This window comes from Clostridium sp. Marseille-P299 (assembly GCF_900078195.1).
In the GTDB taxonomy this organism is placed as follows: Bacteria; Bacillota; Clostridia; order Lachnospirales; family Lachnospiraceae; genus Lachnoclostridium.
Window position 1 is genome coordinate 162,016 of the sequence record NZ_FJVE01000005.1, and the last position, 18,460, is coordinate 180,475.

General features: G+C 29.4%; 17 protein-coding genes and 2 tRNA genes. 5 read left to right on the top strand and 14 right to left on the bottom strand.

Going from position 1 to position 18,460, the window contains the following annotated elements; genetic code table 11:
* Positions 1-47: 47 nt before the first annotated feature.
* A complete protein-coding gene (locus BN4220_RS02535) occupies positions 48-302 on the bottom strand; it encodes a hypothetical protein (RefSeq protein ID WP_066713152.1) in 255 nt (84 codons plus the stop codon).
* Positions 303-357: 55 nt separating this feature from the next.
* A complete protein-coding gene (locus BN4220_RS02540; protein WP_066713155.1) occupies positions 358-918 on the bottom strand; it encodes a recombinase family protein in 561 nt (186 codons plus the stop codon).
* A 522-nt stretch (positions 919-1,440) separates the two neighbouring features.
* Here BN4220_RS02540 and BN4220_RS02545 point away from each other — a divergent pair.
* Positions 1,441-2,187 (top strand): Ig-like domain-containing protein, encoded by a 747-nt coding sequence (locus BN4220_RS02545; RefSeq protein ID WP_066713157.1) that lies wholly within the window; start codon positions 1,441-1,443, stop codon positions 2,185-2,187.
* A gap of 187 nt (positions 2,188-2,374) precedes the next feature.
* Here BN4220_RS02545 and BN4220_RS02550 read toward each other — a convergent pair whose 3' ends face one another.
* From BN4220_RS02550 to BN4220_RS02580, 7 genes are all read right to left on the bottom strand, one after another.
* Positions 2,375-3,133 (bottom strand): HNH endonuclease signature motif containing protein, encoded by a 759-nt coding sequence (locus BN4220_RS02550; RefSeq protein ID WP_066713159.1) that lies wholly within the window; start codon positions 3,131-3,133, stop codon positions 2,375-2,377.
* A gap of 216 nt (positions 3,134-3,349) precedes the next feature.
* Positions 3,350-4,471: a hypothetical protein gene (locus tag BN4220_RS02555; RefSeq protein ID WP_066713161.1), complete on the bottom strand. Its 1,122-nt coding sequence runs from the start codon at positions 4,469-4,471 to the stop codon at positions 3,350-3,352.
* A complete protein-coding gene (locus BN4220_RS02560; RefSeq protein ID WP_066713164.1) occupies positions 4,464-4,802 on the bottom strand; it encodes a hypothetical protein in 339 nt (112 codons plus the stop codon). The genes BN4220_RS02555 and BN4220_RS02560 overlap by 8 nt, the downstream gene beginning before the upstream one ends.
* 6 nt (positions 4,803-4,808) lie before the next feature.
* Entirely contained in the window at positions 4,809-5,771 is a 963-nt protein-coding gene (locus BN4220_RS02565; RefSeq protein ID WP_082811993.1) for a tyrosine-type recombinase/integrase, read from the bottom strand.
* A 578-nt stretch (positions 5,772-6,349) separates the two neighbouring features.
* Positions 6,350-7,795, bottom strand: coding sequence for a bacterial Ig-like domain-containing protein (locus BN4220_RS02570; protein WP_066713170.1), 1,446 nt, complete (start codon positions 7,793-7,795; stop codon positions 6,350-6,352).
* A 216-nt stretch (positions 7,796-8,011) separates the two neighbouring features.
* Positions 8,012-8,083 (bottom strand) — tRNA-Asn (locus BN4220_RS02575).
* A gap of 202 nt (positions 8,084-8,285) precedes the next feature.
* The gene (locus BN4220_RS02580) at positions 8,286-9,017 is read right to left on the bottom strand and encodes a class I SAM-dependent methyltransferase (protein ID WP_066713173.1); all 732 of its coding nucleotides are present in this window, start codon (positions 9,015-9,017) and stop codon (positions 8,286-8,288) included.
* 211 nt (positions 9,018-9,228) lie between these two features.
* Here BN4220_RS02580 and BN4220_RS02585 point away from each other — a divergent pair, with 211 nt between their 5' ends.
* The gene (locus tag BN4220_RS02585) at positions 9,229-9,756 is read left to right on the top strand and encodes a nitroreductase family protein (protein ID WP_066713176.1); all 528 of its coding nucleotides are present in this window, start codon (positions 9,229-9,231) and stop codon (positions 9,754-9,756) included.
* A gap of 151 nt (positions 9,757-9,907) precedes the next feature.
* Here BN4220_RS02585 and BN4220_RS02590 read toward each other — a convergent pair.
* Positions 9,908-9,991, bottom strand: a tRNA-Leu gene (locus tag BN4220_RS02590).
* A 177-nt stretch (positions 9,992-10,168) separates the two neighbouring features.
* Between BN4220_RS02590 and BN4220_RS02595 the strand changes: the two genes are divergently transcribed.
* Entirely contained in the window at positions 10,169-11,485 is a 1,317-nt protein-coding gene (locus tag BN4220_RS02595) for a response regulator transcription factor (RefSeq protein WP_066713179.1), read from the top strand.
* 144 nt (positions 11,486-11,629) lie between these two features.
* Positions 11,630-11,932: a DUF6514 family protein gene (locus BN4220_RS02600; RefSeq protein WP_066713182.1), complete on the top strand. Its 303-nt coding sequence runs from the start codon at positions 11,630-11,632 to the stop codon at positions 11,930-11,932.
* A 190-nt stretch (positions 11,933-12,122) separates the two neighbouring features.
* Here BN4220_RS02600 and dtd read toward each other — a convergent pair whose 3' ends face one another.
* Together dtd and BN4220_RS02610 are read right to left on the bottom strand one after the other, a co-directional pair.
* On the bottom strand, positions 12,123-12,578 hold the full coding sequence (gene dtd, locus BN4220_RS02605; protein WP_066713185.1) for a D-aminoacyl-tRNA deacylase: 456 nt from the start codon (positions 12,576-12,578) through the stop codon (positions 12,123-12,125).
* 54 nt (positions 12,579-12,632) lie between these two features.
* The gene (locus tag BN4220_RS02610) at positions 12,633-13,796 is read right to left on the bottom strand and encodes a phosphopentomutase (protein WP_066713188.1); all 1,164 of its coding nucleotides are present in this window, start codon (positions 13,794-13,796) and stop codon (positions 12,633-12,635) included.
* 195 nt (positions 13,797-13,991) lie between these two features.
* Between BN4220_RS02610 and BN4220_RS02615 the strand changes: the two genes are divergently transcribed.
* Positions 13,992-14,663: a phosphatase PAP2 family protein gene (locus BN4220_RS02615; protein ID WP_066713191.1), complete on the top strand. Its 672-nt coding sequence runs from the start codon at positions 13,992-13,994 to the stop codon at positions 14,661-14,663.
* 75 nt (positions 14,664-14,738) lie between these two features.
* On the opposite strand, the gene BN4220_RS02620 is transcribed toward BN4220_RS02615, so the two are convergent.
* Positions 14,739-15,755 (bottom strand): glycosyltransferase family 2 protein, encoded by a 1,017-nt coding sequence (locus BN4220_RS02620; protein WP_066713195.1) that lies wholly within the window; start codon positions 15,753-15,755, stop codon positions 14,739-14,741.
* Between the two features lie 48 nt (positions 15,756-15,803).
* Positions 15,804-18,344, bottom strand: coding sequence for a hypothetical protein (locus BN4220_RS02625; protein WP_066713198.1), 2,541 nt, complete (start codon positions 18,342-18,344; stop codon positions 15,804-15,806).
* Positions 18,345-18,460 lie beyond the last annotated feature (116 nt).

Genomic DNA, 18,460 nt, shown 5'->3' on the forward strand with positions numbered 1-18,460 from the left:
ACTAAAAAAAGAGGATACTGTTATGTATCCTCTGACTTAAGCTACTGCTATTTTAAATCTTCTTTAGTAATTGAACCATCCTTAATCCATTGTTCTTCACATTTATGTTCATGACCTATTTTAAACATTAAATAAATGGTTAATATAAACCATAAACTTATTCTATCAATAAAAATCGAACTACCTATCATTGCAACGATATAAAGTATTACTCTAATCTTTTTCCATTCTTTATAGTTTTGGAATTCTCTAGCTGACATATTAAAACGCCCACAATATCTTTTGTTATTATCGTCATTCATTGTTATTCTATCCTTCTTTTAATCATGTTAATTTAATTCTTTTTATGCCTGTTTACTATATTTTTTTAATTATTCTATTTACTGTACTCCTTGATAATCCAGTTTGTTTCACAATATCGACTATCTTCATTCCACTACTATATAAAACCTTTACAGTTTCACCTTTTTCATTTTGTTTGCTAGGTCTTCCCCCATTTCTCCCTCTTGCCTTTGCAGATGCTAAACCTTCTTTTGTTCTTTGTGATATTAAATCTCTCTCTAATTGACTTAGTCCACTCATTACAGTTAATAGAAAGTCATTGTACGGATTATCTGTAGTGGTATCTAGCCAAGTATCTTTAATACTTTTAATGCTAGCTCTCTTACTCTTAATCTGCTCTATGATATCTAACAAATCCTTTGTACTTCTACTTATACGTGTTAAGTCTGTAATTATTACCGTATCACCGTCTTGTAGTTCAGAAATCATTTTGTTTAGTTGTTCACGTTCTCTTTTAGTACCAGTTATCTTTTCCATGTAGATGTTGCGCTTATCTACTCCGTATTTCACTAATGCATCAATTTGTCTATCAAGGTTCTGTTCATCTGTTGATACTCTTGCATATGCTAATAGCATGAAAATCACTCCTTATGTATATGATGTCTGTATTGTATCATAAACGTTTCAAAATGTAAATAGATACTGATACGTTTTTTGACACATTTTTAATCTCTACAATCCTTGATTTTACGTCACTTACTAAAGTGTGTCAAAAACAATCGTTTATGACACACTAATATCAGAATCATTAATTTAATTAGTTATCAAGTTATTTGTCGTTACAAAATAACTATTCATAAAGAACAGTAATAGACAATATAGATTTTTAATTAAATATCATTGTCGCATATATAAATAAAATATTGTCGTAAAAGTATCATCTATATTGTATTTCTAGACGAATAGTATTAAATTATTATACGTATAGTCGTATGAAGAAAATAAACGCTATTCAGATTAGAAAATGTATGTTTTTTTCGATATTTTACCTTTTACTAAATCATAACTATTCTACTATTTACCAATTTATCAAAATACTGGAAATTGAATTTAGAATGTGCTATAATACTCTTATTATTACATACAAAGGAGAGCATTATGAAAATAATCAGAAAACTAATCACAATTCTTTCATTAGCAATGATAATAACCTTAGTTATACCAATTCTAATGCAATCTAATCAAATCGTAGCGCAGGCATCTAAAGCGCAAACATCTAAAGTGAAAATTAGTAAAAAAGAAGTTCAACTAAGAGTAAAAGAAGGTGTCACACTTAAAGTATGGGGCACTAAATCTACAGTTAAATGGACTTCAAGTGACAAAAAAGTAGCATCTGTATCAGCTAAAGGAAGAGTTTATGCAAGAAAAAAAGGTACTACTGTTATTACTGCCACAGTTAACAAAAAGAAATATACATGTAAAGTTACTGTAACTGATGGTACTTTAACAGATAAAGAAATGGCTGTTTATGGATGGATTTTATTACAGGATAGCTTAGTAAATCCTGAATCAATACAAATACATAGTATTAAAGCTGGAACAAGAGATATTGAATATGGTGACGGAACAACTTTTGAAGACATACAGACAGTATTATTCGACTACTCAGCTCAAAACGGATTTGGTGGCTATACAAGAGGTTATGCTACTGTTAGTATTTACCCTAGAGATGGTGAACCATATGCTAATTATCTAACAAGCGATTATTTTGATGGTTATTTAGCATTAACAACATATGTAAAAAGCTATACTCCAACACTAGATAACGAATCCACTATCAAAGTAAAAGACATTAAATCCATAGTAGCTGATTATCAAGAAGAAGAAAATTACGAAATCCATTAAACTATAAAGAGGTAAGCTAAATTAGCTTATCTCTTATTTTTTTATCACTCTACAATACCAACTCCTAATACTTTAACGTACTCTAATGTTCAAATTTCAATCAAATTACTTTGCTTGATAAAATGTTCACCTTTTTTATTTTAAATGAAATTTGAGTCTAATAAGTGCGTTTAAGTTAAGGAATCTATTAATTATGTTTTCTTACCTCTCCATACTTTCGAATTTCGTCTTTTGCACTTTTTGCAAAATCACCTATAACATAATTTGTTTTATTACCTTTCATTTCCTTTGAATAAATCGTAATTAAATATATCTTCTTTTTTTCTCCAGAAATACAAATATTATACTTAGTGTATTTCATTTCATGATTAGTGATTAATGGTTCATACTTACATACTACATCTTGATAAAATATATCTTCATTCATACCAATACTTTTAAATGCCTCTAATGGATTAGAATACTTTTTAGTTTTATTGTTACTATCTGTTATTACTATATAATCAATATCATCTAACATTCTATGTACTTTAGGCTCTACCCAAAGCAAATTATCTGCCCGATTATTAATTTCACATTTTTTATTAGGATTAAATGGTTTAATATGATGTACCTCTGTTTTAATACTAGGATTATCATTTTGACAAAATGCTTTTGCTGTTAATCTATGGAGAAATTGTTTTGTGGGCTCTTTTTTATTAACTTTATTATTTGGATTTAATTGTCTATAATAATATTGATGATTGCTTTCGCTCTTATCTTGATATAACTTAACTATCTTATAACAATTAGCTTTTTCATCAAATTCTAATAGCCTGCTATAATTACTAATCCAGTAATTTTTCCATCCAACTACTTTTACAAATATTTCATCTTCTTTTATAAGGGCTATTCCTTTGTTAGATACATCTAGCTTTCCGTATAATCTTTTTTTAGTTATCTTCATCAATTTAATCCTTTCTATCATTAGTAAATATCAAAATTACATTATAAAAATACTAATGGTAATTACTATTATTTATCAATATTACCTTACTATGTTAATCCCTACTGCAACGCAAGCATTATTTTTTAATAAATTTATATCATTTTCAGTAATTACCATTATTATTATTTCTGAATTTTTAAGTTTGCAGTATCTACAAAAATTAGTTTCCACACTCTAATACTTTGTTAATAATTTCCTCCAATTTTTCATTATTACCATTAAGTCTATCTCATGTTTGAACGCTTCACTTTGAATACTTGATATAGTTCTAACATGGCTTTTAGTTATCCCCTTAATAATTGGCTCTAAGTCATTAACATCAAATAATAAAGGTACACTTTTTATACTTTCATAAGTTCGAATTTCTCTAAACATATTTGATATCCAACCTCGTTTATCATTAGTATTAAAATGCTTTGTCACAAGTTTTTTTAATTTTTTTCTATTATTAATTCTCCACTTTTTTAATTGCTTTGTAACATCTTCATTAAACTGTACAAGGAAATAATCTTTTATTTGTTTGTCGTAAATATCTCTAACGTTAGTTGTTTTCAGTGCATTTCTTATCTTTCTTTCAGTTTTTAGGGTATATTCTATTCTCGCTAAATTACTTGGCATATTAGTTCCAAGTTTATTTGCTAATTGCTTTCCTTTATCATATATCTTTAGTTCAATTTCTTTATTTCCTACATAAAGTGTCTGTAATTTATCCTCTTGTAGTTGTTTATCTGCCTCGTAAAAAGTACAATATGTAATATTTGATTTCTTATTTTTGATATTGCTTTTTCTAGCATATCTATCCCTTGGTGCGTTTCTTATCATCATTAATAAAGTTCTTCTATAATCTTTAAAACTACCATTTTTAAGATTGAAAGTTAAATTAATTTCAATTTCACAAAATTTAACTTTTGAGTAATCAACAAAAATTCCATATTCATTTTCAAGATATAAAAAAACCTCTTTTAGAAAGTCTTTATATTCAGCGCAAGTCTTATTTTGTAAATTATTCCTTATAGTCAAACTTATTTTTGCATACTCCTTCTTAGCGCCTTTACAAATCTTTACACCAGCAATAAAATCGCTAAATACCTTATTATCAATTATCTTTAGATAAGAAAACATTTCTCCACTATCTAAAATATAGAATGCCTCTCTGCTACTCTCAGCATGTAATGTGACTCTTCCTTTTTCTATCTTCTTGTTAAGTTTATCAAAATCTATTGAAACTATTTTAATATTTCCTATTATAGTTTTATCAATTCCTATCCTCTCAATAAATTCATAATCTTTAGACATCTATCTGTCCTCCATACGAAACATAGATAATAATTCCATTTATTAATTCAATCCTATATACTATTCTATCAATAATAGGGTCTAATCCTTCTTCTATAATTCTATTAATTGCATCAGAAGATATAAAAAATTCCGTTTCTTTATAGTTGTTAATAGATATTTCATTATCCGTAATCTGTCTTATTAATGCATCTTCCATAATAATATTCATTTGAATATTCTCACAACTATATGTAATGGTAACGAATATTTCATTATCAACATTATTTACTATGTATATAAAGTCGTTCAATGTGAGATTATCTTGTTTGTTTTTTGTTAATTTATCCATCGTTTCTCATGCTCTCTTTCTATTTTGTTTCATATTAATTTTGTTAGTTTTATTTTTTGCACCATATAACCAAGCCAAAGGGCTTATTTCGTCAAAATTCTCATCAAAATCAGGTACATATGTCCTAATGTAATTTTCTGTAGTTGTCGAACTCTTATGTCCTAATCTTCGCTGTAAATCGATTATATTACCAGTAGCACCAATATAAGCAGTGGAAAATGTGTGGCGAAATAAATGCGATGAAGTCTTTGTTATACCTCTACTTTTGTTATATCTTGCAAGTGAATCTTGTAAGGTTCTCTTCTTTATTGGATTGCCACAATCGTCACAAAGCAAATAATCTTCTGGCTCGCCTTTTCTAATACTTAAATACTCTTTTATAATCCTTTGTAATGCAGTATCTATCTGTATAGTTTGCGTTATTCTACTTTTTGTATTATATAGCGTTATTGTTTGACCACTTAGATTTATATCTTTTATCTTCAACCGTAACGCAGATTCTAACCTCATACCCGTACCATAAAGTAGGTTAATATAAAACCATGTTCTAAACTCTACAAATGAATTTGACTGTGGTTTTTTAATTAAAATCTGTAATTCTTCTTTTGTATAACATTCCTTAGCGATGGTTTTACATTTCGGCATCTTAATTCTAAATTCCTCAATTTCTCCATTATCCATACAGTTATATAAGAAAGCTCTTAATGTACCTATATAAGATTTTATAGTGGCATCCTTGCATTTCCTATTTGTTCTTAAATGAATTATAAAGTTTCCAATAGTCTTAGTATCTATTTCTTCTAATAGCATTTTTTCATTATTTATAAACTTCATAAATACTTCAAAATGCAAAGAATACGTTTTAACAGTATTAGGAGATACATTTTCGTAATTCTTTCTACTAATAAAATTATCAAACCCTTCTCTTATTGTTTCGTTTGTTTTTTGTGTCATCTTAATCCTTTTCATCTTTTTTATCCTTTCTTAGTTTATTATATTAAAATTATGCATAAAAAAAACCAACCATATTTAAAAATGAGTGTAAGAAATAAAGCTAATAACATTTCTGTCATTAACAAAATATCTTGCATTCTCATTTTTAAATAAAGCTGGAAATTTAATTTATTATATAATATTTCTTAAGTTAAAAGAAACAAATTAATAGCCACACAATATTTAAAATAGAATTACATATATGCACTAGATGTCAAAATATATCCTGTATTATCTAGTGCACTTTGGAGATAATTTTTATCTTTTTAAAAACACATCCAAAGTCTATATTGTCCTATATTCAATTAGCTTTTTTGCATTTAAGGATTTAATTATACACTAATATCACACTTTTGTCAAGTGTTTTTTTATGTTATTAATCCTTAGTCTAGCGCGTATGCCAATTCCGCCACGACTGCAAATTAATTACTACATAACGCTTACCTCGTCAGCAAGCAATATGTAGTATACCATGCTTTTCTTCATATTTCAAGTATTTTTTTCATGAATTATTATGAATTATTATTTTATTATCTACATGAACATATTTAATACTATTGTTTTAAATACGTCAAAATATAAGTCCCTGGATTATATATTGTACAGATAATTTCATTACTACCATTCGTTACTGTATTCATTTCACCAATTACTGATTTCTTGTTTGGTGTATAGAAAATACTACATCCCTTTAATTTATATTCATTTGGTATTGTTATCTTCATGGTCAATGGAAATTCTGCATCCATATTTTCATCTAATAATTCAACATCAAATGCGATGTAATAATTATATTTTGTAGCTCTTTTTAATACATTTCGAACTAAGCTTGGTGTAACCGATTTGCCAGTAATCTTTGTTTTATCCTCTGAGTCATATAAAGCTAACGATACTTTTGCTGTATGTTTACCATTCGTTGCATTAAATACTGCTGCATTGCTGTAATCAGCAGACTGTTGTGAAACAACCTCTACTGTAATATCTGCTGTACAACCAGAAGCCTCTACTGTAACGGTCTGATATCCTTCATAAGTAAAGGAGGGAGATAAAATATTAAAACTTGTTATCACATTACTTGTTCCATCACTATAGGTCGCAATAACTTCAATGTCTTTTGTACGCACAGTATTTCCGATGGCTACTGTTCCTCCATGATAAGTAGCTTTAATACTAGTAATTGTCTTTTGTATACCTATTACTGTAAATGTAGCCTTCCTTCCACGAAAACTTACAGTTACTTGTTGTGAACCTGCCACTGTAATCTTCTCTGGACTCAGTACATAATTATTAATAACTTCAGAGCTTCCATCCGTGTAAATAGCCATAACTGTTAATTCACGAGGATTAATTGTCCCACCTAATGCAACACCACTTCCTTCGTATATTGCAGTTAATGAATCAACTGATTTCGGCTCAGAACCATAAACTTCAAATTTAGTAGAGACTCCTTTATATATTAAATTAACAACATTAATACCTGTTTTCTTTATCACATCATTTGACAATGTGAAATCTGTAATCGTTTCACTACTATAATCACTATATGTAGCGGTTGCTACTATGTCCCTTAAATCAACACTATTTCCAACACTGATTTCATACCCTGTGTAGTATGCAGATACTTCAATAACTTTCTTACCCATAACGGTAAATTTAGTTGACTTATTCTTATAAACAACTACAAATGTATTGTCACCAGCTTTATTTACTATTTCAGAAGATAATCGATAATCGTATACAGTAACTAAACTTCCATCTTCATAGAGTGCTTCTACCACCAGTTTTGTTTTATCAAGGGGCTGTCCTACAATTATACTTTCTCCTGCATAATAAGCATTTATTTCAACTAATTTATTCGTATTTATATTACTGCTGGCATATACCTTATTTTGTTTTCCAAAACCCCCTATTACTATCCCACCGCAAAAAAGGATGAAAAAAAAGGAAGGTATTATAATATTATTTATTATAAACATTCCTTTTGTCTTTTTTGTATTCATAAGCAGCTCCTTTCTCTTTATCAACCTAATATACATATCGACCAATTGTCTAAAATACATTAACGAAAATAAAAGAAAAGATTCTTTATAAGACTGTGAGTAGCACATTCTCAAGCTGACGCATAATCACGAAGTGACTAACTATCTTAGCGTTCTTGTACGATCTTAACCAATACATTTATATTTATATGTATTTTTTTTTACGAAATAAAAAAACTCCCCGAGTTGGGCTCGAACCAACAACCCCACGGTTAACAGCCGTGTGCTCTACCATTGAGCTATCGAGGAATATAAATAGAATATGAAGTTTATCCAATGAGTATATTATAGAACCTGATTCTTCAACTGTCAAGCCAATATTTTCATTAATTTTGAATTTTTTCATATCCTATCAAAGCAATAGATGCATTTTATTTCACACAAATATCAACGATAATATTTACCTTATGATAATAATATATTTCTTTTTTATTTGTCCCAATTCTACCTTTTAAATGCTTTTAGCAGAAACAATCAGCATCATGGGCCTGCGTAATTCATCTTTCATACCAGGAATATCTAACATGTGCTTTGGCGGTTGTGGTTCTTCAATTCCGGTAATCATAAAGCCATTTTTTAATAAAGTATTTAAATATGTTGTTAATGTCTTATGATACTTTGTTACTTCTTCTCCTAAGAAAATCGCCTTACGCTTTCCCTCTATATAGTAATTATCTACTGGAAAATGTGCGATATTCCCTTCGTTATCATAAATCCAATCTTGCGTTCCATATGCAGTAAACACTGGATGTTCTACAGAGAATACAAAGTCACCACCACTTTTTATACATCTCTTCACAGTCTTTACAACATCTTCAAAGGATACAACATAATGTAATGCAAGTGAGCTAATAACGCAATCAAAGAAATCCTCAGGAAAGTTAATATCTTCAATTGGTTGATGAATATACTTAACCTGTTCATATTTATTTTTTTCTATTGCTTTCTCTAACATCTTTTTAGAAATATCAATTCCAACTACCGACTCTGCGCCTTGTTCCATGGCATATTGACAATGCCATCCATATCCACAACCTAAATCCAAAATACGTTTTCCACGAAAATCGGGAAGCATTTTTTTAAGAGTTTCCCATTCTCCAGCCCCTGCTAACCCTTTCTTGGAACGATCCATATGGCTATATTTTTCAAAAAACACTTCATCATCATATTTATTTTCTTTCATTTGTTACCTCCAAAACTTAGCATGTACAATAATAACGTTATTATAACAAAAAACTCTCATAGAAAGCAAAATAGAACATACATCCATAACAAGAAGTTACCGTACTCTTGTATCAAAATTCTTTTTGTTCTAAAATATTAAATGTATATACATAAAATTATTATTCCTTGATACATCTAACATATCATTAAAACAAAACGGAGGTATTAAAATGCTTGAATTATATAAACAAAGAAGATCCATACGTAAGTTTACTTCTGATAAAATTAGTAAAGAGAACATAGAAAGCCTTAAAAAGGCTGCCTTATTAGCACCAACTTCTAGGAACTTAAAACCCATTGAGTTCATTTTCATTGAAGATACTGAAACGATTCACAACTTAAAAAAATGTAAAAAATTTGGTTCGACAGCTTTAGAAACAGCAACATTAGCAATTGTTATGATTGGTGATGGAACTAAAAGTGATGTATGGATTGAAGATGCAGCAATTGCAACTACATTCATAATGTTAGAAGCAGAAGCTTTAGGATTAGGATCTAATTGGATCCAAATGCGTTTAAGAGAAGGCGAGAATGCTCCTTCAGAGGAAGAAGTTAGAACTTTATTAGGTATTCCAAAACATTATGGTGTACTATCCGTATTAGCAATCGGGAATAAAAATGAAGTAAAAGAAGCCTATTCTGAGGAAGACTTAGACTTTAGCAAAATACATGAAAATTCATTTCAATTGAATGATTAACACTTAGTAATCACCTTTTGGTTAAGAAACCCGATAATAAATAACAGCCAATACTTATTGTTCCTTTCATACTCCGAATCTAAACTTCTTTCGTTTATAAAGGATAATTAAAGATATTGGCTGTTATGTTACGTTTTATTATCTTATGTAGTGCAGTTGATGGGACTTGAACCCACACCAGAGTACTCTGACATGAACCTGAATCATGCGCGTATGCCAATTCCGCCACAACTGCAAATCTTACCATAGCTTCAATATTATATCATATTTTCAAATATTTATCAATAAATCTAGATTCCATCCTCCCTTATCATGTATTCCATATTTTTATATTACTTTACTTTATTTGTAATTTTGCAATTTATTTGTTATAATACCCATTAATGCAAATGAGTAGGAGGGTTTTAAAAATATGGAACAAAAGATTTCTAACTTTCGTAATGATATAGCTCTATTCGTTGTGGAAGAAAAAGATGATGATTTTATTTATCGATATGTAAATAGATACTATTGTCAAATAATTAACCTTGAATATCCATTACAGCAAGAATACAGTGTATCACAAGTATTAGATAAGAACGATTTAAATGAATTCAAAACTTATTGTAAATTTCTAAAAAAAGAGTATGATTATATTAAATACGAAAAAAATATTTACACTAACCATCTCTATACACCACATACTGTTACTATGTTTTCCTTTATTATAAATGGTCTTTATTTAATTGCCTGTTCCATAAGCTATAGCGAATTATATTTATATGAATATCAACAAAAAAAAAATATGTCATTATTAGCTTCTCAAAGTGATACTTTATATTCCCTATTTACTCTCAGTTTAACTGACTCAGATCAATGCATTATTTCAGATATAAATTCTGTCTTCTGTAATTATCTTGGTTTAGAAAAAGAATTTGATAATAACAACATCGAATCTATATTTCCAACGAAGGTAGCCAATTTTTTATCTCAAGGTTTTGTAACTTGCCTTAGCAATGGGCGTACAACAAATAAACAACTTATATATGATTGTAGTGAATTTGATTTACAAAATTTTTATTGTCCCCAAAATGGTTCTTATTATTTAAATGTTATTTTTATACCACTTAACCATGATAATAAACTATCATGTATCTGTTTTGTTAAAGATATATTTAATGATATTGATATAAAAAGAAGTAGAAATGAACTTATATTAGAATACGATACTATATTTAATGCTTCAATGAACCCAATTGCAATATTAAAAGTATTTGATAAAAATATAATAAAGTTAGAAAAGCAAAATAAGAGAATGGAAGTCCTTCTAAATCGATTTCCCGAATTGCTGTCTCAGTTATTCCAAGAGCACAATAATTTTGATCAATTATTAATAGAAAAAAGCCGCATTGAAAGCATAATTACATTTAATATTCGTGATAATACCTACCATTTTCAAATTAATATAGTCCCTATTATTGAAGATATGATTGTTACGAAGATAGTAATTACTATACTTAATGTAAATTCTTCTAAAAATAAGATTGTATCACCAATTCATGTACGTTTAACTAAACGTGAAAAAGAAATTGTATTATTAGTAGCTCAAGGACGAAAAAATGATTATATTGCAACTAAATTAGGAATTAGTACAGGAACTGTAAAGAAGACTCTATCAAACGTGTATAAAAAATATGCAATTACATCAAGAGTTGAATTAATAAAGTATTTTTTGAATGAGCAAAGTTAAAAAGTATTATTTAATAACATTTCATCTTCAAATTTTGTTAAATTATTACATAAAATCAACCTAAGAGGTATTTTATATTTCCCGACTTCTGTTATAATGAAATTGTTACCAAAGAATGCTAAGTTGTAAAGGAGAAGGGTAATTATGTCAGCATTTGTGGAAAATACAACAAATTGGAGAGTATCTGAAGAAGAATATGAAATTAATTATAATTTAACATATTCTGTGAACGATGTATATGAAGAATTTGAACTATGGGAATATGGAATTCAATGTGAATTGCTAGACCGCAATAAACAAATAGTATCTACTGCGGAAGTAAAACATATTTCTAGTAACTGTAACTACGTTTTAGGTTTCATTCAAAAAATTACGGATAATAAGGTATTTCCTATCCATCTAGTGGATGTTGTTTCTGATTTGTTAGAGGAAGAATGCTTGATATGATTATGTACATAAAATTAAGAAATTTGAACTTCATATATTTTAAAAATAAGACAAGCTCTTTTGCATAGGAGGATTTTCCTATTAATAAAGAATTGTCTTATTTTAATGTTTAAAAAAGCACAGGAGACTTTTTACCAATAACATAAATAAGACTGTTGCAGTATATTCCAAACATGCAACAGTCTTATTCTTATATCTCTTTCATATTGCTTTCATCTAGTATAATCGTAAACGGTCCATCATTTACTAAACTAACTTTCATATCTGCACCAAAGCTGCCTGTTTCAACCTTATCCACTCTCTTCTTGCATTCACTAACAAAATATTCGTATAAAGCGTTTGCATGATTAGGTGCTCCTGCCTTAATGAAACTAGGTCGATTTCCCTTTTTACAATCAGCATATAGTGTAAACTGAGATACGATTAATAATTCGCCATTCACATCATGTAAGGAACAATTTGTCTTTCCTTGTTCATCGGCAAAGATTCGTAGTTTTATTAATTTATCTAAATAAGCATCTGCAATTGCTTCTGTGTCTTCATTACTAACACCAAGCAACACTAATAATCCACGACCAATCTTTCCAATGCACTGATTATCCACAGTTACGCTTGCTTCTTCCACTCTTTGTACGACTAACTTCATTTTATCTCTACCCCATAGGGCTTAAACAGCCACATTTTTCTTAGTTTATTAAAATTATTTAAGTATTTTTGGTAAAAGTGAAGTACCATCAATATCTACTTTAACATTAAAGTAATCTAATATTGTCGCTCCTATATCAGCAAAGGTTCCTCTTGTTTCTAAGTTAAGACCTGACTTAATATTATTTCCGTATATCACAAGAGGTGTGTATTCTCTAGAATGATCTGTGGAAGGAGTAAGTGGATCACATCCATGATCTGCAGTTATCATAAGAATATCATCTTTTTGCAATTTCTCTAATATTCTAGGTAAGTTTTGATCCACATAAGTTAATGCTTTTGCATAGCCATCAACATCATTTCGATGTCCATAGAGCATATCAAAATCAACTAAATTCACAAAACATAAACCTTTAAAATCCTTATCCATATATTCTAAAGTTTTTTCAATACCATCCGCATTATCCTTTGTTCTTACAAATTCAGTTATTCCACTTTCTGCAAAGATATCGTTTATTTTACCTACTGCAATAACATCATATAAATTATCTTTTAACAGATTTAACATGGTTTTCTTAGGTGGTTTCACCGAGTAATCATGTCGATTTGATGTACGAGTAAATGGATACTCTCCCGTAAATGGTCGTGCAATAACTCTACCAACATTATAATCACCAGTACATAACTCTCTTGCGATTTCACAGTAACGATATAATTCTTCTACTGGTACAATATCCTCATGAGCTGCAATCTGGAATACACTATCTGCTGAAGTATATACAATAAGTGCACCAGTTTTTACATGCTCTTCACCATAATCTTTAATTACTTCTGTACCTGAATATGGAAGATTACATATTACTTTTCTACCTGTTTTTTCTTCAAACGCTTGAATCAATTCTTCTGGGAACCCATTTGGAAATGTTGGAAGTGGTTTTTCTGAAATGATTCCTGCAATTTCCCAATGACCAATGGTTGTATCTTTTCCTTTGGATGCTTCTTCCATTCTAGCGACAGTTCCTTCAAATTCTTTTGCAGTTCCAAGCTCTTTAATACCTTCAATTTGGAATAGACCTAACTTATCCATATTTGGCATAGAAAAGTATGAACTTGTACTTGCTGCTTTTATTGTATTACTTCCTTCATCTCCATATTGTGCGGAATCTGGCATTTCACCTATTCCAACGCTATCTAAAACAATTAAAAATACTCTTTTCATTGTTTTCTCCTTTCTTTTTAAAAAACATATACATAGTTTATCCTAAATTAAGAATTATTAATTTTTTGTAACATATTGTTATAAGCATATATTTATGATATAATCACCATTGCTTATTAGTTATTATTTTATCATAAATTTCAAAGTTTTGAACCTTTTTTTATGATAGAATAAATAAAGAAAGGTCGTGCTATATTGAAAGCATTATATCAGAAATACAAACATGCTTGGGTTTTACTTTATTTTTTTATTTATGCCCCATGGTTTGCTTACCTTGAAAAAACTGTAACCACGTCATTTCATGAGGTTCATATTAAAATAGATGATTACATTCCTTTTGTTGAATGGTTTGCCATTCCTTATTTTATATGGTTTGCATTTATTTTTGTTACAGTAGCGTACTTCTTTTTTACTGATAGAAAAGAATTTTATCGTTGTTCTGCCTTTCTATTCATAGGTATGACCATTTGTCTTATTATTTATACAGTTTGGCCAAATGGGCAAACGTTACGCCCTGATCTAACAACGCTAAATAGAGACAATATACTCATCGATATTATTTCAAAACTCTATAAAACAGATACTCCAACTAATATTTGTCCGAGTATCCATGCATATAACTCCATTGGTGCATGCATTGCAATTTTCCATTCCGAAAAATTAAAGAAAAAGAAGTATATTACAATACCAACTGTAATATTAGCCGTTTTAATTTGTCTCTCTACGGTATTTTTAAAGCAACATTCATTTTTTGATGTTATTTGTGCCGGGATATTATCCTGTGTTATGTACTTAATTGTTTACGTGCCAGACTATTCAAAAATAGCAGAACGAAAAAAAGAGAACATTAAAACAATGGCTGGTTAATAGCTAAAAGAAAAAACTTATATTTTATTTGATTGCTTCATAATAAAGCTACAAATAAAATATAAGTTTTATTTTTTAACCAAATTTATATATTTTCTTTGAAATTAAGTAACCAAGTTTTACAATCTTACGCCCTAATTCAGATTTAAGATTCATTGACTTTCCAAGCATGCACGATGAAATCTTTTTATACAATCTTTTATCCTTTTTCTCTAGATAACTCCATAACTGATCTTTCTTATCAAGGCTTGTCTTAGATCCCTCTTTAATTAAGTATACCGATGAAACCGTCATCATAATGGATAAATATTTAATCAAATAATTCCGTAATTTTTTATTTTTTACTGCCATTACATCGCAACAATCAATCATAAGTTTATTTACTCGTAGCTGTTGGTCAATGCGCTTAATCATATTCGCTTCATTTACTGATTGATCATCTCTTCCAATAAAATAACGATAGAAATTAACATTCATATAATACATTGTTTTAACATGAATTAATGGTTGGTAAACAAAGATATTATCTACATAAAACGTATGCTTTGGCAACTCTAACTTACAATCACGTAATAACTTCGTGCGATAAATTACTGAATGCATTAAAATATATTGTCCTTGCCTAAAATGCTTTACTTCATCCCAAGTAAAGATTCGATCTTGTGGAAGAGCCGTTTTATAAGAGATGACTCTTTTCTTTTGCTCATTTACCTTTTCATAGACATAGTTTGCAATGAATAAGTCTAATTGGGTACTTGATTCAACCATGTCACGAAGTACAACAAGTATCTTTTCCAATGCTACCGTGTCAACCCAATCATCACTATCTACTACTTTAAAATACATTCCTGTAGCATTTCTAAGGCCAGTATTAACAGCCTCACCATGACCACCATTTTCTTGATGAACGGCCTTTACAATATTAGGATAGCTCTCCGCATAGGAATCCGCTATTTTTCCAGTATCATCATGGGAACCATCATTTACAATAATAATTTCCATATCATCGCCACCAGTTAATAAGGTGTCAATTGCTTTACTCATATAAGCTGCAGAATTATAACATGGAACTGCTACCGATAGTAACTTCATTCTTTCTCCTCCTAACTTTTCAAGCTCCTCCATTTTCATAAGTAAGCTTTATTCGGCATAGCTAATAAATACATTTCCATAAGTTTCAAACGTTTCGGCTGCCTCTTTTATACCAATCATCTTGGTTCTCATTTCTGAAGGATCAATTACTGTAATGGAAGTTGAGTCATACCCAATAATAACAACTGCCTTATCTTCATTTTTAAATGCTATCACTGGACGTCCTTCTGACACATAATACAATGCTTGATCAAGAGTAATTCCTTTTAAATTCAAAGGTGTTGCTTTCATATATTTTGACAGATATCCTTCTATCGTATCTTTGTTTTTCGAATAGGATGAGGTATCTATATTCACATTTTTATAACTTAATAACATCTTTAAGGATGCCTGAATACTATTTAGGGATCCATTTACATAAACAGGAGTTACATTAGAGATCTGAGCCTTTTTGGCTTTTGCCCCTCTCTCCCATATCTTTTTACCAGACTCGTCAATAACAGCCCCAACATATTCATCTGCTAATTTAATCGTCTCACCAGGCTTATCCGATACTAAAAGTACATTACCAAATGAGTAAGCATAGAACATATTTTCCTGATAATTTGGCTGATTAATTCTTACGGTTGTATCTTCTAAAATAACAGTGTTTTTTGTCGTTTCATATTCTGGCAATTTTTCCATCACATAACCAGAAGTAAGAGATATATAATACTCTGTTAACATTACATCTGTAACACGTTTCGATACTGTAATCTTTTCTTTGGATGTACTTGCTTTATTCAGTATAAAGTCAGAAGCTACCTCTTTATATCCAAGAATTGTATCGCTTGTTTTCACTGTTTGACGTAATTCGATTACGTTATCATTCACAATTACACTGGTTGTATAAACGCCTTCTTTTTCATAACTTTTAAGAATCTCACCTGTATAATCTGAAATAATAATTTTATACATTGGTACAAAAGGAGTACCATCATTATTCACTGTAATATCCGTCTTATTGCTGACTCCGTAAACAATATTTCCATCAATTGAACCAACAATTCCAATTGTATTGGTTGCTGGTACCTCTATTTTGCTTTTTGATCCTTTTTCTAAATCAAATACAATAATCGCATTGTTTTTAGTGGTATCACTATTTTCTTGATATGCAATAAATTTTTTCTCTCTGGAAAAAACAAACTGATCTTTATTAATATTTTCAGCTACGACTTTTAATACCTCTGTAGACAAGTTATAGGAATAAATCGTATTGTAGATTGAGAAATAAATAATATCATAATCGTTTCGATATGCGAAATCTCCAATCTCTTCTTTTAAGATTTCATATGTTGTATTAATTGGTATATACATCTGTTCTTCAATTCTACCAAGCACACGATCATAAGTATATAATACAATACCTACTCTTCCCTCATACTCGCCTCGATTCATATAACCATAAACGATAAATGAAAGATTTCCTGCTTCATCCATTGAAACAATTTTCACATCATGTTTGTCATAAGTATCACGAATATAGTCTGTATTTTTCTGTCGGAATGAAAATACTTGTACTATTTTATTCTCTCCTAGACTATAAGAATAAAGTTCACCATTCCATACAAAAGCAACCACACTGTCATCGCTATTGGTTACAAATTCGATATTTGGATCCTTTGTAATTCCTAATTTAAACTGGCTTTTACTTAGACTTGTATGTTTTACATCAAATAAAGCCTCCATTGTTCTTTCATAGTTATATAAGTAGACTCTATTAGTTGTATATGAAAATCGATAATATTCTTTTACATTATAATACTCCGCACCACTTGCCGTATCAACTTTTAATACGAATGACAGTGCAACGGATGTCTGTTCATTTGAAATTTCAGTTATTGTTGGAATTTGTTCAAAAACTATACTCTTGGAAAGCTCTCCATAACTAACCATATCAAGTGAAGAATTTATATTCACATAAGCAAACGATGTATTATTAGCATTTTTATTTGTTTCCAAATACATAGATACATTCTCAGCCGTATCTTTATTTAATATAGAATTATGAAAATACTCAACAAACTCTAACTTCTCGTTTACATAGCCTCGATTCAATACCTTGATTCTTGTGTAATAGTAAATACGTTTACTTTGGTCTGTTATTAAGGTTATTTTTGCTACATATTCTGTATTTGCTTCTAATGGTTCTTTTATTTTTATTCTTGCAAGTTTTAATTCCCCTTCTTTATCCAAAGCATTGATGGTACCTTCTTCAATCACATTTGTACCAGATAAAGGGGATATTTCATATTTCACTTTCTTAACAACACTTTCATTTTCTGTAATAACAATTGAAAAGGATTGTTCTGTTGTTATTGGTGTGATGGAATCGCGTAATGTTAATGCATCAAGTCCTGAACAATATCCATGAAGTAAATTGTAATCCTTATTATCTACACGAAAAGAAATATAAGGAAGACTCGCATCACTCATATCCATTGTTTCTTTTTCTATACTAAATACTGCTTCCACCATATTACTTCCAAAATACAATATGGAGCCAATGAATATTGCTAATAATATTAAAACTCTATATACATGCTTCATGTTATCCTCCATGCTACTATTAAACAGCTCAATTATACTATCAAAGCACAAAGTGCTTTTGCATAAAGTACTATTGCATAAAGTACTTTTACATAAAATACTTTTGCACAAGACAC